The organism is Arenibacter sp. 6A1 (assembly GCF_012272855.1).
Taxonomy (GTDB): Bacteria; Bacteroidota; Bacteroidia; order Flavobacteriales; family Flavobacteriaceae; genus Arenibacter.
The window spans coordinates 52,512-73,575 of record NZ_JAAXCQ010000010.1; the positions used below are offsets into that span (position 1 = coordinate 52,512).

At 37.8% G+C, this 21,064-nt stretch carries 14 protein-coding genes; 10 read left to right on the top strand and 4 right to left on the bottom strand.

Annotated elements, in window-relative coordinates:
- Window positions 1-8 precede the first annotated feature (8 nt).
- Complete coding sequence (locus HCG49_RS10815) at window positions 9-863, top strand: hypothetical protein (protein ID WP_168469551.1); 855 nt, start codon at window positions 9-11, stop codon at window positions 861-863.
- Window positions 864-933: 70 nt separating this feature from the next.
- Here HCG49_RS10815 and nagB read toward each other — a convergent pair whose 3' ends face one another.
- Both nagB and HCG49_RS10825 read right to left on the bottom strand, forming a co-directional pair.
- Window positions 934-2,862, bottom strand: a complete 1,929-nt coding sequence (nagB, locus tag HCG49_RS10820; RefSeq protein WP_168469552.1) for a glucosamine-6-phosphate deaminase — start codon at window positions 2,860-2,862, stop codon at window positions 934-936.
- A 315-nt stretch (window positions 2,863-3,177) separates the two neighbouring features.
- Window positions 3,178-4,245: a substrate-binding domain-containing protein gene (locus HCG49_RS10825; protein ID WP_168469553.1), complete on the bottom strand. Its 1,068-nt coding sequence runs from the start codon at window positions 4,243-4,245 to the stop codon at window positions 3,178-3,180.
- 255 nt (window positions 4,246-4,500) lie between these two features.
- Here HCG49_RS10825 and uxuA point away from each other — a divergent pair, with 255 nt between their 5' ends.
- Window positions 4,501-5,697, top strand: coding sequence for a mannonate dehydratase (gene uxuA, locus HCG49_RS10830; RefSeq protein WP_168469554.1), 1,197 nt, complete (start codon window positions 4,501-4,503; stop codon window positions 5,695-5,697).
- Window positions 5,698-6,051: 354 nt separating this feature from the next.
- On the opposite strand, the gene HCG49_RS10835 is transcribed toward uxuA, so the two are convergent.
- Both HCG49_RS10835 and HCG49_RS10840 read right to left on the bottom strand, forming a co-directional pair.
- Window positions 6,052-6,720, bottom strand: a complete 669-nt coding sequence (locus HCG49_RS10835) for a bifunctional 4-hydroxy-2-oxoglutarate aldolase/2-dehydro-3-deoxy-phosphogluconate aldolase (protein WP_168469555.1) — start codon at window positions 6,718-6,720, stop codon at window positions 6,052-6,054.
- A gap of 16 nt (window positions 6,721-6,736) precedes the next feature.
- Entirely contained in the window at window positions 6,737-7,759 is a 1,023-nt protein-coding gene (locus tag HCG49_RS10840; RefSeq protein ID WP_168469556.1) for a sugar kinase, read from the bottom strand.
- 442 nt (window positions 7,760-8,201) lie between these two features.
- Here HCG49_RS10840 and HCG49_RS10845 point away from each other — a divergent pair, with 442 nt between their 5' ends.
- The 8 genes from HCG49_RS10845 to HCG49_RS10880 all read left to right on the top strand — a co-directional run bounded on the left by HCG49_RS10845 (window position 8,202) and on the right by HCG49_RS10880 (window position 20,606).
- Window positions 8,202-10,217 carry a thioredoxin domain-containing protein gene (locus tag HCG49_RS10845; RefSeq protein WP_240938682.1) on the top strand — a complete coding sequence of 672 codons (2,016 nt, stop codon included), beginning with the start codon at window positions 8,202-8,204 and terminating at the stop codon, window positions 10,215-10,217.
- A gap of 88 nt (window positions 10,218-10,305) precedes the next feature.
- Entirely contained in the window at window positions 10,306-10,833 is a 528-nt protein-coding gene (locus HCG49_RS10850) for an RNA polymerase sigma-70 factor (RefSeq protein WP_240938683.1), read from the top strand.
- A gap of 92 nt (window positions 10,834-10,925) precedes the next feature.
- Complete coding sequence (locus HCG49_RS10855) at window positions 10,926-12,089, top strand: FecR family protein (protein WP_168469558.1); 1,164 nt, start codon at window positions 10,926-10,928, stop codon at window positions 12,087-12,089.
- A 202-nt stretch (window positions 12,090-12,291) separates the two neighbouring features.
- Window positions 12,292-15,606 carry a SusC/RagA family TonB-linked outer membrane protein gene (locus HCG49_RS10860; RefSeq protein WP_168469559.1) on the top strand — a complete coding sequence of 1,105 codons (3,315 nt, stop codon included), beginning with the start codon at window positions 12,292-12,294 and terminating at the stop codon, window positions 15,604-15,606.
- A 20-nt stretch (window positions 15,607-15,626) separates the two neighbouring features.
- Window positions 15,627-17,204 (top strand): RagB/SusD family nutrient uptake outer membrane protein, encoded by a 1,578-nt coding sequence (locus tag HCG49_RS10865; protein WP_168469560.1) that lies wholly within the window; start codon window positions 15,627-15,629, stop codon window positions 17,202-17,204.
- Window positions 17,205-17,611: 407 nt separating this feature from the next.
- On the top strand, window positions 17,612-19,330 hold the full coding sequence (locus HCG49_RS10870) for a GMC family oxidoreductase (RefSeq protein WP_168469561.1): 1,719 nt from the start codon (window positions 17,612-17,614) through the stop codon (window positions 19,328-19,330).
- 3 nt (window positions 19,331-19,333) lie between these two features.
- On the top strand, window positions 19,334-20,050 hold the full coding sequence (locus tag HCG49_RS10875; RefSeq protein ID WP_168469562.1) for a gluconate 2-dehydrogenase subunit 3 family protein: 717 nt from the start codon (window positions 19,334-19,336) through the stop codon (window positions 20,048-20,050).
- A 244-nt stretch (window positions 20,051-20,294) separates the two neighbouring features.
- On the top strand, window positions 20,295-20,606 hold the full coding sequence (locus HCG49_RS10880) for a hypothetical protein (protein WP_168469563.1): 312 nt from the start codon (window positions 20,295-20,297) through the stop codon (window positions 20,604-20,606).
- The last annotated feature ends 458 nt before the right edge of the window (window positions 20,607-21,064 follow it).

A 21,064-nucleotide genomic window follows, 5' to 3' on the forward strand; every position in this document is an offset into this window, starting at 1 on the left:
TAATAACGATGAAAACAATAAAAATAATTTTAGCTACTTTTATTCTTAGCATGGGAGCAATTTCTTGTTCCAAGGACGATGGTTCCGCAATAATTGAAGAGAATCCTATGGCCCAATTTAATATGGTAAGCCAAATGGAAGCCAATGGGCATACCATAGAACTTTATACCGAGGGCGAAGGTTTTACTACGGGTTACAATGAAATTTATATCCGAATAAAGGACAATGACCGGGAAACTTATTTTGCCGATCCAGAAATTACATGGACCCCAATGATGCATATGCAGACTATGATGCATTCAGGGCCAAAATCTTTATTAAGTACAACGGAAAATAATACTGTCCTAAAAGGTTATTTGGTATTTCAAATGGCAGGCAAGGCAGAAGAATATTGGGAGTTGACCCTTAATTATAAGGTAGATGGAACGGATTATACGGCCTCAAAAACCATAGATGTTAACCATCCGACCGATGGTAAGCAAAAGGTAACCACATTCACTGGTAGCGATAATGTAAAATATGTGTTGGCCATGGTTTCGCCGCAAAAGCCTAAAGAAGGTTTAAATAATATGGCGGCGGTGTTGTATAAAATGGAGAGCATGAAAGAATTTTCACTGGTAGAGAATTATACCGTCACCCTAGACCCGAGAATGACCAGTATGGGGAACCACGGTTCTCCCAATAATAAGGATTTAACCTATGATGCAACATCCCAAATGTATCAAGGACAATTGTCCTTGAGTATGACAGGATATTGGAAATTGAATTTAAAGGTATTGAATGACTCCGGAGAGCTGTTAAAGGGAGAAGATGTAACTGAAGATAATGAGGCGAGTAGCCTATATTTTGAATTGGAATTTTAGAACAATTACCTTTATAAAAAAAAGAGGCTGCCCGATAAGGCAGCCTCTTTTATATGGTTCTTAGTTCGGATTAAAATATATATCGAACAAAGGCTTCCATTGCCGCATAGTGGGCAAGGCCTAAATCATCATATTTAGCTGCAGTTTCGCCGTTTCGGTCTTCTGCACGTTGCCAGAATTCCCTAGAATCTGACCCTTGGAATACCACACCATCTTTTTGAGATTGATGTTTAAAGATTCCATATCGTTTCGCCAAAACCTGACTAGGACTCATAGGTACTGCCATTTCAATATCTTCGATATCCCATTCTTGCCAAGCACCTCTGTACAACCAAACCCAACAGTCTTTCATGTAATCTTCATTTTTCAATCGCTTTAAAGATTCAAAAATGATATCCAAACATACTTTATGAGTTCCGTGCGGATCGGCTAAATCTCCAGCGGCGTAAATTTGATGAGGTTTAATTTGCTCAATTAAATCCATCGTAATTTTGATATCGGCTTCTCCCCAAGGATTTTTTTCAATGGTACCAGTTTCGTAAAACGGTAAATCGTTAAAATGAATTTGATCATCGGAAAGTCCAACATAGTGACTCGTTGCTCTTGCTTCACTACGACGAATAAGACCTTTGATGTTTCTAACCTCAGGAATGTCTATTTCACTAGTTTTCTTGTGTTTTATAAACTCGGTAGCCTTTTTGTAAATTCCAACAGACTTCTCATTGTCTATTCCAAAAGAACGGTTGTAGTCGATAACAAAATCGGAGAAACGAAGTGCCTCATCATCGGCAACAGCGATATTCCCAGAAGTTTGGTATGCTACGTGTACTTCATGACCTTGTTCTTGCAAACGCATAAAAGTACCTCCCATACTAATGATATCATCGTCTGGATGCGGGCTGAAAATTAGAACACGTTTTTTTGCAGGTTCTGCTCTTTCAGGTCTATTGGTGTCATCAGCATTAGGTTTACCTCCTGGCCATCCAGTGATAGTGTGCTGAAGTTTGTTGAATATTTTAATGTTAATGTCATAAGCATTACCAACTTCCGTCAATAAGTCGCTCATACCATTCTCAATATAATCGGCTTCGGTAAGCATTAATACCGGCTTGTCCAATTTTAAGGCCAACCCTACAACGGCTTTCTTGATAAGTTTTGCGTCCCACTTCACCTCTTCTACGATCCATGGCGTGCTTACTCTTGTCAATTGAGAAGAAGAGCCTTGGTCTAAAATAAAAATACTATTAGGGTGTTCCTGTAAATAAGAAGCAGGGACTTTTTCAGTGATTGGTCCTTCAACAGATTCTCTAATAATGGAAGATTTACCTTCTCCCCAAGCCATTAAAAGAACTTGTTTGGCTTGCATTATTTGCTTAATACCAAGGGTGATGGCTGTTTTTGGAGTATTGTTTAAGCCCTGGAAATCTGAACTGGCAGCAACTCTTGTGATATGGTCTAAAGTTACCAACCTTGTTTTTGAGTTTGGTAATGATCCAGATTCGTTAAAACCAATATGACCATTTCCACCAATCCCTAAAATCTGTAAATCTATACCACCTAAGGCATCAATCTTAGCTTCGTACTCTTTACAGTAGTCAGCAATATCTTCCTTGGATAACATTCCATCCGGAATATGGTAGTTTTCAGGAGCAATATCCACATGGTTAAAAAGAAGCTCTTTCATAAAACGGACATAGCTCTGAATCGCATCCGGTTCCATTGGATAGTACTCGTCCAAGTTAAAGGTGATGACATTTTTAAAGCTAAGACCCTCTTCCTTATGTAAACGAACTAGTTCGGCATACAAGCGTTTTGGAGTAGATCCTGTAGCAAGTCCAAGCACACACATCTCATTTGCATCCTGCTTTTTCTTAATTAGTGTGGCAATTTCCAAAGCGGCTGCTTTGGACGCAACCTCAGAAGTTTCAAAGATAACCGTGTTGATTTTTTCGAATCGTTTTTCAAAACTGGTTACCTTATCAAATTTACTTTTAATCATGAATAGATAGATTTTTGTTCATTTTTGGTTGAATCAATAAAATTACTATAAACTATCCAATTTAAAGGCCTTGTACAAACAAATTTAAGGCAAAAATGGACTTATTTCAGAAATCATAGTTATTTGCCGTAAATAATACGGTTATGGCAAAATATTGGGCTCAAAAAGGGAGGAATTTTATACATTTTTTACAGCCTTTCCCAAGGCGTTATGGGAAGTTAAAGCTTTTTTATAAAATATATAACACCAAGCTAGATTATTGTTGAAATATTGATAGGTTCTTATCTGAAAAAACAGCCATTTTGCGGTGAAACACTACAAGGGCTTTCCTTTTTTATACGCTTTACCATAGGAGATGTTTTCTTTGGTAATGATTTCCAATGGGGAGTATATTCTTGATAGAGGAAGCATTTTTTTTATAAAAAAGTCAGAAAAACAAAGAACAGCCTGATACCCTTGGTCAAAAGATTTTTGAGAAATTAAAAATGTTACTTTGTCTTCTTTTAAAGACTGAATATTAGGGGCTGTAGTATCATAGCCGATCATTCTAATTTGTTTTAACCGCTGGCTTTCTATTTCATTGGCAATAGTTGAAATTCTGCTCGAAGGGACATAAATTCCCCTTATATGGGGATGTGCACTTAAAATTGAATGTAAGCCTTCTTTTACGATGGTTTTGTTATCTAGGGTATGAAGGTTTAAATGTACTACTTTTAAAGTGGCAATCTGATCTTTATAATAGGAGGTGAAGCCTTCTATTCTTTTTTTGGTGACGTGATAATTATGGTCTTGCAAGTGTGTTTGGACAATTAAAACCTGATGCTCCCCTCTGGTACACAAATGCATAAGTTTACCAGCTAAATATCCACCGTCAAAGGAATTTTGGCCTATAAAAGACAGGTTTTTAAACCCTTTAAGATCTATGTTTAAAAACAGATAAGGAATGTTCTTTTCTTCTAATCTTGTGACAATATCCTTGGTTTCCTCATAAAAGGTCGGCGCTATGATTACGGCATCGGGTTTGGTATCTATCAGATGGTTTCCCTCTTGAATATAAGAGCTTTGCGAGTCTTGTTCATAGAGAAAATTAGTAACCTTGACCCCATACTCCTCCACTTCCTTGGCGGCTTCCAAGATGCCTAAAAGAGGCGATTTCCAGAATAAATTAGAAGAGTTGTGTTTGGGGATTAAAGCAGCTATGTGGTATTTTTTTCGCGAAGCGAGTCTGCTAGCGATAACATTTAGCGTGAAATTATTTTCCTTTAGAACTCTCTTTACGCTTTCTTCCGTCTTTTTGGAGACTCCTCCGCGGTTGTGCAGGACTCTATCTACCGTCCCTGCCGAAACTTTGGCTTTTTCTGCAATTTCTTTAATTGTAATCATAGTGCCTTATTGACATAATAAAATGTATATAATGTCGCTGTTTTAGGAATAGGTGTTTCCAAGATGTCTTAGGATAAGATGCCTTAGGTTGTATGGCAAAGGTATTAAAGGAGTTGAGATTTAAAAAGATTTTTGAATTGGGTTTTTTTATTTTGTGTACGTACACGGTAAAATTTTTATCTTGCATGTTAATTAGAGGTATCTTAGTTTAAATATCGAAATAAAAACAGAAGGGGTCCCTATAAATACAACTAAATGAGTTTAAGATTAGAAAATACTTGGCGTTGGTACGGCCCTAAGGATCCGGTATCTTTAATGGATATAAAACAAGCTGGTGCTACGGGTATTGTTACGGCGCTGCACCATATTCCTAATGGGGAAATATGGCCTGTACACGAAATTGAAAAGCGAAAAAAACTACTGACGGAAGCAGGGCTTACTTGGTCCGTGGTAGAAAGCGTGCCAGTGCACGAGTGTATTAAAACCCGACAAGGAAACTTTCAGTTGTATATTGACAATTACAAGAAGACCATCATAAATTTGGCGGCGGCCGGAATAGATACTATCTGTTATAACTTTATGCCGGTTTTAGATTGGACAAGGACCCATTTAGAGTATCCTTTAGAAAATGGAGCTACTGCCTTGCGTTTTGAAAAGGATGCTTTTGCTGCTTTTGAACTCTTTTTGTTACAACGACCGGGGTCAGAGGTGAGATATAGCGATAAAGAAAAAGAAGCGGCTAAGAGTTACTTAGAAAAATTGAGTACAACCGAACAAGCCGTTTTGGTGAACAATATTATTGCTGGACTACCCGGAGCCGAGGAGGGGTATAGCTTGGAGGAATTCAATAAAATATTGGCTACCTACAATACTATTGATGCAGTAGCATTAAAAAACAATTTGTTCTCTTTTTTGAAGGAGATTATTCCTGTAGCCGAAAGCACAGGTGTAAACATGTGTATACATCCAGACGATCCTCCGTTTTCAATTTTGGGACTGCCAAGAGTAGTGAGTACCGAAGCGGATATCATGGAAATGTACGAAGCCGTTAATAGCCCCCATAACGGACTTACATTTTGTACCGGATCCTTTGGGGTTCGGCCGGACAACGATTTGGTTCAAATGGTAAAAAACCTAGGAGATCGCATTCATTTTATTCACCTGAGAAGTACACAAAGAGATGAGGAGGGCAATTTTCATGAGGCCAATCACTTAGAGGGCGATGTAGATATGTATGGTGTAATTAAGGCATTGGTAGAAGAACAACTTAAACGCAGCAGACAAGGCAGGAAGGATGTCAGAATGCCGATGCGCCCCGATCATGGGCATAAAATGTTAGACGATCTTAAGAAAACAACAAATCCAGGCTATTCGGCCATAGGAAGGTTAAAGGGACTTGCAGAATTACGGGGATTAGAAATGGGAATACGGAAATCTATGCTGCCACTTTAAAAGTAGCCCGATGAGGTTTTGGTATTATTTGCAATCCTTCTATGTTCGGGGGTAGATTGCTGGGGTTCTTCTAAGTAGGGCCCAATAAGCTTTAGGTTTACTAATTTTAAGCTGATTCGACTTTGGTGAGGCATTTTTTTGCGTTAGGGACCGCGGCGGCATCCCCGCAGCGTAGCAAGGGATATAGACAAGGGCCCGCCCGACGAAGGAGGGAACGCCCAAATTAATATACTAGGAGCTATTTTTAAATGTTCTTATGAGCGTTTGGGAAGCGTCTTATGATTAAAACGAAAAGAAGGATAGACACTTTCTTTTCGTTTTAATGGCATAAACAAAGAAAATTTTAATTTAAAATTAGGATCGGATATTTTTTATTAAGGCTAACGTTTCCCTTACTCGAGACTCCAATGCGGCGTAATCCTTATTCTCTAATATAGTTTTACTAATAAGGTTAGACCCCATTCCTACACAGGTTACCCCGGCATCGAACCAAGCTTTTAAGTTTTCCTCCTCTAAGGTGACCCCTCCGGTAGGCATAACACTGGTCCAAGGCTGTGGACCTTTAATGGCCTTTACAAAATCGGCGCCATAATTGGCTCCAGGGAATAATTTTACTATTTCACATCCCAATTCTTCGGCCTTGTTTATTTCTGTAAGACTACCACATCCTGGACTCCATAGTACTTTTCTACGATTACAGACAACAGCGATATCTTCTCTCAGGGATGGCGTAACTATAAAGTTGGCCCCCATTTGCATATAAAGAGAGGCCGCTGCGGCATCAGTAATAGAGCCGACCCCAACGGCCATTTCGGGCAATTCCCGAATGACATATTTATTGAGTTCAGCAAAGACTTCGTGAGCAAAATCTCCACGAGCGGTAAACTCTATAAGGCGAGCACCCCCATCATAACATGCTTTTAATATTTTTTTTCCCAAGGCCACATCCGGATGATAAAAAAGCGGGACAAGTCCAGTTTCTTTCATTAGTGCGGCAACTTCTATTCTCGAAAATTGTGACATACTTATTTTATTATCGTTATCTACTTACTATGCCCGACGAATCGCCACTGGCTAATTGCTGTATTTCTTCAAGGGTCGCTAAATTAAAATCGCCTGCAATGCTGTGTTTTAGACAACAGGCGGCTACTGAAAAATCTATGGTCCTTTGTAGATTATTGTCTTCTTGTAATAAGCCGTGTATTAAGGCTCCCATAAAGGCATCGCCACTTCCAACCCTGTCAACTACCGGGTTTGCTTCTCTTATAGGGGAGGTGTAAATATCTTTACTGTCATAAACGATGCCCCCAATTTTCTGATGCGAGGCATTTATGGAATATCGCAAGGTAGTAGCCACTATTTTTAAATTTGGAAACTCCTTAAATAAGGTATCATATAAGGCGGGCAAGCTTTCAGTATCCTGATAGTTAGGATGTGCTTTTTCCTTTCCCGTCATAAAAAAAGCGGTATCCAGATCTCCTAAAATAACATGGCTATAGTGCAATAATTCTGGCATGATCTCCTTAGGTTCTTTGCCGTATTTCCAGAGTTTGGAACGATAATTTAAATCGGCAGATACGGTAAGTCCCATTTCGTGGGCCACTTTAACAGCTTCTAAACAAACAGCTGCGGCATTGGCAGAAATAGCGGGAGTTACACCGCTCCAATGAAACCAATCGGCACCTTGGAAAACAGTCTTCCAATCGATCATGCCTATTTCTATCTCAGCAATAGCACTTTGAGCGCGGTCATAGACTACTTTGCTACCACGAGAACCAGCGCCTGTTTCTAAAAAATAGATCCCTAAACGATCTCCTCCAAACAACATGTTTTGAGAGGCCACATTTTGTTTTCTTATTTCTTGTAAGGCACTTTGGCCGATATCGTTTTGGGGCAAGCGACTAACAAATTCGGCCTTATGACCAAAATTGGCCAGGGAAACGGCAACATTAAACTCTCCACCCCCATAATTGGCATTAAAATTTGTCGCTTGTGAAAACCTAAGGTGTTTTTCCGTGGACAATCTTAGGAGTATTTCGCCAAAAGTTATGACCTTCTTCATTAAGAAATTTTTAAGTAAAATTAAGAAGCCCTAAGATATAACTGAAAACCAAAAAAAGAAATCTTTTTATCTTTTATAACGTTAAGCAGCTGTTTTGTTTTAAGTATTAGTCAGTTAAGTAGCCTTTAATTAAAAAGGGCGCTATTTGTATATTAAAGCAACGGGTATTAGTGTCCTCTCCATGTTCTACTAGCCCTGCTGTAGTCGATTATAGGAAGTAAAGGAGCGTAAAATCACTTTAAAATGTCTTACAAGAGAGAAATAAAAAGCCTCTTTAAATAGCTTTCATTTCCATTCATAAATTGAATACAATTATTGTATTTTAGCCCAAGACTAAATAAAAATCAACATGATTCGGCATTATAAACGACTTACCTTTTTAAACCTAATTCTTATATCTTCTTTAATATGCTTATCTTGTTTAGATAGCAAGGGACAAAAAATGAACCATAAATTCACAAACGATCTTGTTCATGAAACCAGTCCATATTTATTACAGCATGCCCATAATCCGGTTAATTGGAAGCCTTGGAGTAGTGAGGCTTTAGCAAAAGCTAAAAAAGAAGATAAATTAGTATTGGTTAGTGTTGGGTATTCTTCTTGCCATTGGTGTCATGTGATGGAGGAGGAGACTTTCGCAGACGAGGAGGTTGCCAAATTGATGAACGAGAATTTTATTAATATCAAAGTCGACAGAGAAGAAAGACCCGATGTTGACCATGTATATATGACCGCTTTGCAATTGATCAAAGGCAATGGAGGCTGGCCATTGAATGTCATTACCTTGCCAAATGGGAAGCCGATATATGGGGGTACCTATCATACCAAAGAACAATGGATGAAGGTGTTGGCCGAGGTAAGTAAACTATATAAAGAAGATCCTAAGAAGGCTAATGAATATGCCGACATGGTGGCCCAAGGAATCGAAGATGTAAACATCATTGAGCCAGTGTCGGATTTGGGCGGATTAAAAAAAGAAGTACTCTCCGAAAGCGTTCAGAAATGGAAGGCTAATTGGGATTTGAAATGGGGAGGAAATAAAGGACACCAGAAATTTATGGTCCCAGTGAACTTGGATTTTCTAATGGATTATGCCGCTATTACTAAGGATGAGGAAACCAAAGTTTTTGTAAAGACAACCCTAGATAATATTGCTATGGGTGGTGTTTACGATCATATTGCTGGCGGCTTTTACCGATATAGTACAGATGCTCGCTGGAAAATTCCACATTTTGAGAAAATGCTTTATGATAATGCACAGTTGTTAAGCGTGTATTCCAAAGCGTATACCATTTTTAAAGATCCTTTGTATAAAAAAGTGGTCGAGCAGACCATTGCCTTTTTAGATCGTGAAATGAAAAATGCCGAAGGAGCATATTATTCTGCGATCGATGCCGACAGTGAAGGGGAAGAAGGGAAGTTTTATATATGGAAAGAAGAGGAGCTGAAAGCTGTCCTAAAGACCGATTTTGATATCTTTTCCAAATACTTTAACATTAGCCGGTCTAATATTTGGGAGAACGATTCTTATGTGCTTTTTAGAAAAATAGGAGATGAGGAATTTGCCAAGGAAAACGGCCTTACCCTAGAAAAATTAGATGCTCTAAAACAAAACTGGCAGGATAAATTACTGACCCATAGAAATAAAAGGACTCCTCCGTTAATTGATGATAAGATCATTACCTCATGGAATGCCTTACTCATCAATGGGTTTGTAGAGGCTTACAGTGCTTTTGGCGATCCTCAGTATTTACAGAAAGCCGAGAAAATCTATAAGTTCATTAAGACTAACAGCCTGCAAAAGGACCAATTGGTTCATTCCTATAAAAAAGGAGGAAAAAGAAGCGAGGGCTATATAGAAGGGTATGCCTTAATGGCAAATGCTTCTCTTAATTTATATCGTGCAAGTATGTCTACAGAATATTTAGAATTTGCCGAAAAGCTAATGCAAGACGCTTCTACAAAATTTTCGGATGAATCATCTGGGATGTTCAGTTTTAACTCTAGTGAAGAATTAATAGCTAAAATAATTAAAACAGACGACGGGGTAATGCCTTCCCCAAATGCGGTCATGGCCGAGAATTTGTTGCTTTTGGGACATATAGACTACAATAAAGAGGCAACCAAAAAAGCAAGAACCATGCTATCTACCATGCTTCCTATGGTAAAAGACAATGCCTATAGCTATGCCAAATGGAACTCCCTGATGTTAAAAACGGTCTATCCATATTATGAAATTGCCGTTGTTGGCCCTGATGCCAAGAACTTAATGGCACAGCTGTACAAGGAGCACCTGCCCAATGTGCTGGTGGTGGGGGCTGATAAAAGCAGTGAATCGCCATTGTTTAAAGGGCGGTTTGTTGAGGATGGTACCTATATCTACGTATGTCAGGACCATACTTGTAAACTTCCGGTAGAGACTTTAGAAGAGGCCTTGGAACAATTAAATGATTTTTAAAAGACTAAAAACTAAAAGGGGTCCTTTAGGGTAAGGGGCTTGTTTCTGGTTTAATTTTTTTTTTCCATTGTTCGAAGAAAAACTCCAAATGAATAAAAAAGATTACAAGGTGTTGTTTAATACGTTGTATACCCCTTTATGTTTATTCGCGAATAAATATTTAGATAGTTTGGACGATTCAAAGGATATAGTGCAAGAAGTATTTGTAAAGGTTTGGAAAAAGAACATCGTAATTCGAGATGAAGCAGCGATGAAGTCATATTTGTATACAGCGGTTAAAAATAAAAGTATAGATTTTTTAAAAAGCAGTTATAATAAAAAGAAGAATTTATCTGTCCAAATAGATTTTAAAGATTTAGAGAGTGATGCATATTTAGCCAGAGAAATAATTATCTCTGAAGCTTCCGAAATCATAGAAAAGGCAATGAATACATTGCCTAAAAAGAGTGGTAAGGTTGTGAGGTTGGCCATGCAGGGACTCTCCAACGAACAAATAGCAGAAGAACTTGGCGTATCGATAAATACGGTAAAAACACAAAAAAAACTGGCATATCGAAAATTGAGGGTATTGTTAAAAAAAGACATATTTCTTATTTTGATATATCCCATTTTATGAATTAAATATTTTTTATAAATTTTATTCACCCTCTTTTAGATTATTGTCGTTTTAGAGGTAATTGTTTTTAGTAATTACCATTAAAATTGTCGATGAATAGTCTAAAAAAGGTTTTTAAGTTATCGAAGGAAATTGCTCATTCTATTTTAGAAGGCAGGAAGGTCGACGTTGGGGAAAGACAAACGCATTGGTCTCAAAAGGAAGAAGAATATATAGTTCAAAGTCTTACAGAAAAGAATAGTGTATTAGCAAGAAAAAAACAGCGTAAAGCGATAGAAAAATCGAAGAAGCAAGACTGGAAAAGAATACAGAAAGAACTAAAATTAAAAGAAAGATATGGTTTTGTCAAAAGATTATATCGGGCCGCTGCTGTATTGTTAGCAATTACTGGGGCTTCATTTGTCTATTATTATAATTTTTCATCATTTTCTGAACCGATAGGTACTATTGATCCAAACGCTATTACATTGAGGATGGAAGACGGAACGGTACAATCGATTAATCCTGAAGTTTCGATTCCTGTCTTAGATAAAAAGGGCAGTACAATTTTCACCCAGCATAAAGGGATCTTAAAGTATCACGGGGATTATTCATCTGAGGGTTTGATGTACAGTGAATTAACCGTACCTAATGGGAAGAAAATTAAATTAGAACTTTCTGATGGAACAGTGGTCGATATTAATTCTGGCACCACTTTAAAGTTTCCTACAAACTTTTTAACAGGACATAAGCGCGAAGTGTTTTTAGATGGCGAGGCCTTTTTTGCCGTGACTAAAGATGTGACTCATCCCTTCACTGTCTTTACAGGAGAATTGGGAGTTACTGTGTTAGGTACAAAGTTTAATATGACATCTTATCCAGAGGATGATCACATTAGGACGGTGCTGGTAGAAGGGTCGGTTCAAGTATACGATACGCTTCAACCAAACAATACTTCTCTTTTGGAGCCTGGATATATGGCAAGTTGGAATAAAAATCAAAAAAACATAAGCATGGAAAAAATTGATCTTGATCTATATACAGGTTGGATCGATGGGAAAATCGTATTTAGAAGTTTGGCTTTTAGAGATATTATTAAAAAGCTCGAAAGAAGTTATAACGTTTCTATCGAATGTCGTAACGAAATATTGAATAAAGAAGTGTTTAGTGCGTCATTCAATGTTGACGTTGAAAATATTGAGCAAGTCCTAGGCTATATTAATTTGGAACATCAATTTTCATATTCTAAAAAGGGAAATACAATAATTATTAACTAACGCTAAAACCCAGACATATGACTTAAGAAAAGGAGCGTTTTTTAATCATTTTACGCAAAACTAAAACGGGAAATGTACCACCATTCCCCGAATAGTAAAAATGATTCCACATAAATGTAAAACCAAACAACGAATCAAAAATATGGAAAAAATAAATCCTACGGGGATATTATTGTCATGCCCCAGGAAAATTAGTCTAAAAATGAAGCTCACGACACTATTACTTTTAGTTTCACTTTTTAAAATTCAGGCCAATAGTTATTCCCAAAACACTAATATCTCATTAGACCTAGAGAATGTGAGTGTAAGAGAGGTCCTAAATACTATAGAGTCTAAAACCGAATTTAGATTTTTATACAAGGATAAAAATGTTGACTTGCACCGTAAAGTGACCATTAATGTATCCAAGAGAAAAATTGGGGACATTTTAGAAGAATTATTTCAAAATACTTCCACAGTATATAACATTTATGATAATAGGCAGGTCTTATTGTCTATTGGTGCTGAAATTCCTTTAGAAAAGGAAGTAAAAAAACAATCTCAGGAACAAGAAAATATTCATGGTACTATTGCGGATACTGAGGGTGTTCCAATACCAGGTGTAAGTGTGGTTATTAAAGGGACGGTAATCGGTGTTGCTTCAGATTTTGATGGCAATTATTCGATAAATGCCAAAACAGGTGATGTTTTGGTTTATACTGCCATCGGTTATGCGAAACAAGAAGTAACGGTAAGTTCTCAATCCATTATAAATGTTGTAATGACAACAGAAGCTTCTTTTTTAGAGGAGGTGGTTGTGGTAGGATATGGAACACAACGAAAATCAGATTTAACAGGAGCAGTAGGGGTATTGAGCAGCGAAGATTTGCTAAAAGCTCCAGTAAACAACTCTCTGCAAGGCTTGCAAGGTAAAGTAGCAGGTGTAAATGTATTCTTAAATTCAGGTTCGCCTTCGGGAGCACCAAGAATTGTTATAAGGGGAGTAGGAACTATTAACTCATCTTCAGATCCGCTATACGTTGTCGATGGCGTTGCTATGGAAGATATCCAGTATATAAATCCTAACGATATTGAACGGATGGAAGTGCTTAAAGATGCTTCTTCCGCATCAATATATGGGGCTAGAGGTGCTAATGGGGTGGTTTTGATCACCACAAAAAGAGGGACACAAGAGGGTAAAATGGTGATAGGATATGACGGTTTTCTCAGTGTTGGGAGAATAAGAAATAAAATGGATCTTTTAAATTCGGAAGAGTGGTTAGAAGTAGTAAAAACCGGAATGGCTAATACGCCCAAATATAGACCCGGAAATCCGGCGCCAGTATTTACAACAAACGATCCTAATTTGTTTGATGCTAATGGGAACCCTCTTTATAATACGGATTGGCAAGATGAAGCTACTAGAACTGCTATTTCTAATAATCATCAACTATCCGTTCAGCATGGGACTGAGAATTCCTCGGTAGGAGCTTTTTTGAACTATTCCCATATGGAAGGCATTATGCTGAACAATGATCTGGATAGGATAAGTGCAAAAATAGCCTATGATATTACCCCTAAAGATTGGTTGTCTCTAGGGATTAACGTATTGGTTAACAATGTAAAGGAAAAGGAGTTTGAAGAAGGCGGGGGAGGTCAAGTGCCTAGGCGTACCATGATAGAGATGCCTTCTATTTTCCCGGTAAAGTTTCCAGATGGAACCTACAGTAATAGCTTTATGATTTCCGATGCATACAATTTGGAAGCGATGGCCAATCCTGTACATGTTCTGGAAACCCAAGAAAGATTATGGGAACGTAATCAGATTTTTGGAAATGTTTTTGCAAAATTTACAATTTCCCCCGATTTGGAGTTTAGAACCCAATTTGGATTTGATAAACGCTTAAGAGAGAAGAAAGAGTATTCTCCAAGAGATTTGATTAACATTTCTTCTCCAGACGGATTTGCTCGGATTTACAATGAGAACAGTATTTATTGGCAGCAAGAAAACTATTTAACCTATAATAAAGTAATTGGCGACCATAGAATTAATGGAATGTTAGGGTTAAGTTGGCAGGAACAGAAGTTTAATTCATCAAATATAGAAGCACGTGGTTTTAGCGATGATTTCTTTAAATACAATAATATAGGGGCGGCCAGTAATCCTAGTGCACCTTCCTCTAATTATAACAAATGGTCCTTAAATTCCTATTTTATTAGAGCAGGATATACCTTGCAAGACAAGTATATGTTAACCTTGACTGGTAGGGTAGATGGTTCTTCTAGATTTGGTGAGAATAATAAATATGGAATTTTCCCATCAGCTGGTTTAGGGTGGATGCTTTCTGAGGAAGAGTTTTTAGCAAACAACGAGTCTATTAATCGACTAAAGATTAGAGCTAGTTACGGGATAACGGGAAATACGGAAATACCATCCTATAGTTCTTTAGCTACAGTTTCTTCGGGTACCGTGCTTTTAAACGGCACTAGAGTGGCAGCAAGTCAGGTCAACAGATTGGCCAATCCGGATTTAGAATGGGAAAAAACTAGTCAGTTTGATTTAGGAGTCGATTTTGCTGCTTATAAAAATAGGCTACGCCTAGAAGTGGATTATTATTATAAAGAAACTACAGATTTATTGCTAGATAGACCTGTTCCATATGCCACTGGTTTCACTTCAGTTAGGGATAATATTGGAGCGGTGAGCAATAAAGGGTTGGAGGCAATGTTAACAACAAATAATATAAGTACTCCAGATTTTAATTGGGAAACCTCCTTTAATATTAATTATAATAAAAATACCATTGAAAGTTTGGGTGAAAACAATGAAGATATAGAGCCGGGACCTTATTGGGTTTCCGGGAGTCAAACAATTTTACGTGTAGGAGAGTCATTGAGCTCTTTTTGGGGGTACGAACGTCTAGGTACTTGGAGTACAGATGAGGTTTCAGAAGCCGCTGCTGTCGGAGCGGTACCAGGAGAGGCCAAAAGGTCCAAGGATAAAAAGATCTTAGGGAAAGGCTTACCCGATTTTACTGGAAGTTTTACTAATACCTTTACATATAAAAATTTCGATTTTACAGCTGATATCCAGTTTGTTGGTGGTGTAGATATCATGCAACAATTTTATCACTCTACAGAAGATAGGTCTGGAATAGCAAATGGACTTGCTAGTATATTATATGACGGATGGACTGAGCAAAATCAGAATACCATGGTACAGGAAATAAGAAACCAATCCTATGCAGGACAAAATAGTCAAGTGGATAGCCATTGGGTAGTTAATGGATCTTATATACGAGGCAACCTCTTTTCTGTTGGATATAGCTTTGATCAGGAGTCGCTAGACCTAATGGGGTTAAATAAGTTAAGGGTGTATGCTACTCTAGAAAACGCATTTGTAATTCACTCGGATGATTTTCAAGGGTACGATCCAGAGGCATCGTCTTGGGGAGGCAATCAATGGGGACAGAATATATTCTTTTTTCAATACCCTAAGCCGAGAACCTTCACACTAGGATGTAGCCTTAAATTTTAATTTTATTTAAAGAAAAAATCATGAGAATAAAAAATATTTTATTAATTCCCGTTATTGTTTTTTGTAGCGCTTGTTCCAATTTTCTCAATGAAGAGCCCTTGTCTGAATTGGCTTCCGATCAATTTTTCAAAGAACCTGGTCAGGCATGGAGCGCAGTTAATTCTCTTTATAGAACTGGAGCGCCCAATATGAGCGATGGTGGCGTATACAGTGGTATGCCTGTAATGCTGGGAGCCTATATGTCGGGTTTCTTTTCAAATGAATATGCTGGTCAGGAACTACATGTAAGTAACACTCAACAATTAACACACAATGGAGATAATATTGGGGGGTATTTACAAGATAGGTGGAGAGAGTTATATCTAGGAGTATCAAGAGCCAACAACGCGATTAAATACATACCCGATACTCCCGAACTCACTAGTGATGAAAAAAATCAACTAATCGGCGAAGCTAAATTCTTTAGGGCTTATGCCTATTATTATTTGGTGCGTCTGTTTGGGCCAATACCCTTAACGACCGAGCCATACGCTTCTTTAGAGAATCTGTACCTAGAAAGAAGTTCGGTTGCAGACGTGTACGCCTTAATTGAAGCAGATTTAAAAGATGCGTTGCAAAATGGTGGCCTTGCAACAGTCAATATGGTCGATAATGGAAAGAGAATTACAGCTGGGGCTGTAGCGACCCTATTGGCAGAGGTTTACTTGACAATGAGTGGAGCACCTTTAAATGCGGATCGATATAGTGATGCCGCTAGTGTTGCCCAGGATATAATAAACGGAACGTATGGAGACTATAGCTTGGTAGGACATAGTGAAACGGCATCAGGGGTATTGGATTTTGAAAACTCAGCTTACAATAAAATAAGAAAGTCCGATGCTTCACCGCAAGAACATATTTATATTAAAGAATTTGATGCTTCTATTTCTAGATCGGAATTCGCTAAATATTCTTATCCAACAGCCTTATCACAAGATGTGTTATACGATATTACCAATGGCGCTTACCAACCATCAAATGCATTCTTAAATCTTTATGATCCTTTAAATGATTTACGAGCACAAGAGAAACAATTTTTTCATACAACCTTAGAAGGTACCGATAAAACGTTTCCTCCCACACCTTATGTTTGGCACGATGATGAGGCTATTTTTAACACAGCTAATTCTGGCAAGGATCAAGCCATGTTTAGTTACCCTGATGTGTTGTTAATTGCTGCGGAGGCCATTGCAAAATCAACGGGGGTGAATACTAATGCGATAGATTATTTATCGCAAGTAAGGGCACGAGCATATTGGAAAACTGATATAAATGATATAAAATTGTCGGTTTCGACTCTATCAACACAACAATTTGTAGAGGAAGTATGGTTGGAACGACATAGAGAACTAGTTTTTGAGTTTCAGAATTGGTTTGATATTGTTAGAACAAGAAAATTTCCAGTGGCCAATGCCCCAGGAGAGGTTTCATTTGTGGAGGTTATTGGACATATAACAAGCCAAGGAAAGCAAATTGAGGAAAAACATTTATTGTTGCCGCTCCCAGGTCCAGAGATGCAAAGGAATCCAAGTCTAGGAACCGATAATAATGGCTACTAGGTAGGCCTTTGGAGGTTTGAATGATAAACCTGAAACCACAAAAAAAAAATACTCCTTGATAGGATTTTGTAGAAGAAATATATGGTTAAGTTATAACATCTTATCAAGTATTAAATAAATAACTAAATACCCTCTTCCTGATTAATAAATAGATTGGGAAGTTGGGTATCTGTTGGAAAAAAATAGGATTATACGTTAGTGATATGAGGTTTGGTTAAAGAATTGTGAGGTGAAAACTTCGTAGTCAGGATGCCAATACAACCTTAAAACAACGAATCGATTTAATACAATTTTACCAAACAGCAATACTTTTTTGTTGTCGGTAGTTTCAAACTGGGGATTTGTAGAATAAAAAGATAATAAAAAGATAAATAATATTAAATTGTACGTAAAACAAAATTTTTAATATGCAGATAAAAGAATCATCAACTATATATGATGTTATTATAGTTGGCTCAGGAGCTGGTGGCGGTATGGCCACTAAAATATTGGCAGATTCAGGTCTAAAAGTAGCAGTAGTGGAAGCTGGACCTTATTTTGATCCAGCGGATCCTGTACAAAAAACTCAATTAAAATGGCCTTATGAATCCCCTAGGAGAGGTGCTAGTACCGTTCGACCTTTTGGGGATTTCGATAGTGCATATGGGGGATGGGAAATAGAAGGAGAACCTTATACTAGAAAAAATGGTACTAAGTTCGATTGGTTTCGACCTAGAATGTTAGGGGGAAGAACAAACCACTGGGGAAGAATTTCCCTGCGTTTTTCTGAAAGGGATTTTAAGCATAAGGATGTAGATGGCTTAGGCGAAAACTGGCCTATAGGCTACGAAGATGTAAAGCCATATTACGATAAGGTCGATAAATTAATTGGTCTTTTTGGAACCAAAGAAAATCTAAAAAATGAACCCGATGGGTTTTTCCTGCCTCCTCCGAAACCAAGGTTACACGAACTATTTTATATCGATGGGGCGCGTAAATCTGATATTCCTGTTATTCCATCTAGGATGTCCATGCTTACCAAAAGGATAAATAATGAAAGAGGGGTTTGTTTTTACTGCGGGCAATGTGGTAGGGCATGTGGGGTTTATGCCGATTTTTCTGCTGGTACTTGTTTGATCTTTCCGGCTCAAAAGAATGGTGGACAGATAGATTTGTTTGTAAACGCAATGGTACGCGAAGTGCTTACCAACGAGGAAGGTAAGGCTACGGGAGTATCCTATATAAGCAAGGAGGATAGGAAAGAATATCAGCTTAAGGGGAAAATTGTAATTCTTGCAGCTTCGGCCTGTAGTTCGGCCCGTATCTTGTTAAATTCAAAAAGTAAGCAACATCCAAACGGCCTAGGAAACAGTAGTAATAAGGTAGGTAAATACCTCCACGATTCTACCGGTTCCGGATTGTCTGCCTTTATTCCTGGACTCATGGATAGGAAAACCTATAACGAAGATGGTGTAGGAGGAATGCACGTATATACCCCTTGGTGGTTAGACAATAAAAAACTAGATTTCCCTAGAGGTTACCATATTGAGGTATGGGGCGGATTGGGAATGCCTAGTTATGGTTTCGGATTTAATGCCAATGATTTTAACCAGTTCTTTGGATTAAAAGTCGGTGGTTATGGAAACGGTCTTAGAGACGATGTTAGGAAATATTATGGTTCTGTAGTTGGAATGGCCGGTAGAGGAGAATCTGTAGCCATGGAAGATAACTATTGCGAGATAGACCCTTCCGTAGTAGATGAATTTGGTATTCCTGTGTTGCGTTTCAATTATAATTGGAGCGATTACGAAAGAAAACAGGCCAAGCATATGGTAGATACTTTTGAGGAAATTACCCATAATATGGGAGGTGAAATTATTGGTGCCAAACCTACCAAAGAACAAGATTATGGATTGTTGGCTCCTGGGCGGATTATACACGAAGTAGGGACTACCAGAATGGGGAATGATCCTAAGACATCGGTAGTGAACAGTTTTCAGCAGTTACACGATGTGGATAATGTATTTATTGTAGATGCAGGTCCTTTTGTTTCTCAAGCCGATAAAAACCCTACTTGGACAATTTTGGCCCTTTCATGGAGAACCTCAGACTATATTATTGAACAATTGAAAAAGCAAAATATCTAAGAAATGGATAGAAGAAAAAGTTTAAAATCGATTTTACTTGGATCTGTTGCCGGAGGATTGGCAATGCATGGTTGTAAACCCGAAGGCGAAACTACTGCCGAAGAATCTTTGGTAAAGGTTGAAGAAAACCATTTTGGAAGAACACCCGAGGAAAAGGAACAGATTGCTAAATTAAATGCGGAACAGTTTTTTAATCCACATGAATTAGAAACTATTACCGTCTTAAGTAGTCTGATATTACCCGCTAATGAAAAATTTGGTAGTGCTGCCGATGCAGGGGTTCCGGATTTTATTGAATTTATGGTAAAGGATATACCAGAAATGCAAACTCCCTTGAGAGGTGGACTTATGTGGTTAGACCATAAGAGTAATTCAGAATTTGCGACAGAATTTAAAAAAGCCTCAGAAGACCAACAAAAACAAATACTAGATACCATTGCTTATCCAGATGTGACGGTGCCGGAATCGGAGCGTCCTCTAGAGATCAGATTTTTTACCTTGATGAGAAATCTAACTCTTTCGGGTTACTATACGTCAAAAATGGGGATTGAAGATTTAGGGTATAAAGGGAATTCCCCAAATGTTTGGGACGGAGTGCCAGAGGATGTGTTAAAACAACACGGCAAGGCTTACGATCCAGAATGGTTGGCAAAATGTGTAGACCAAAGTAAAAGATCGGATATCGCTGAATGGGACGCCGATGGAAATTTGTTGACCTAAGAGAAAATTCTTGATAGTTGCTTATTTAAAATAGTCTTGGAGAAGTCCAATACGTCTTATTTAAAATTGGGAAGGTATAGCTTTACACCTTCCCAATTTTTTTTACCCTTTTTAGAAAATCTATTTAATTTGATTTTGCTCCATCTTACTTACTTCGGAAACTTTTAGGTGTTCTTCTTTATACCGATCTTTGCAAATTGGTTTGGTCAAGGGGTGATTAAATATTTTATAGAAAACAATTCTTATGAGTCAGATTTCTTATAGAAAATGTCTTGAATGCAATACGTTAAATGAAAATAGCGACTATTGTCAGCATTGTGGTGCCATTATCAATATTGTATTAAAAAGAAAACTGGAAAGTGAGGAGAAAGCGTTTCAAAAACTGGAGCAACAAAAACTAGAAAAACCATCCGCCATCACCACATTCTTAAAAGGGACATTGAAACATCCCAATTTAATAGTAAGACTGGTTGCAAAAACACTTTATTCTATTTGGATGTTAGTAATGATGATAGGAGCTGCTTTAGCTTTCGTCTTTAGTTATATCGCAGCCTAAAGTTGTATGGAGAAAATTAAAGGAATGGTTAAATATAGGACTTTTGAGGTGTTATACAGGAATGGTTTAAAAAGTAGTGGCCCTTGGATTTTAATTTTCTCAATTGTTGCTACAACTATCTACTCCTTGCAACGCTTAGGTGTGTCTTTGCCGATTTGGATCAATAATTACGTCAATGATTTTTTATGCATGCCTATCGTGCTATTTCTTTGCCAATTAGGTATTCGGAAAATAAAACGGAATAACAACATTCGATTATCATTGCCAATAATGCTTTCTCTTAGCCTGTATTATGCTATTTATTTTGAGTACTTTCTTCCAAAGTTTAATTTGAGGTATACTGCCGATCCTTTAGACGTGTTCCTTTATTTTATGGGAACCCTATTTTTTTATCTCATGGAAAACAGATCGGCCTTTAGACGTTGATAGGGCTTGTTGTAAATACAGGCCTGTTAAAA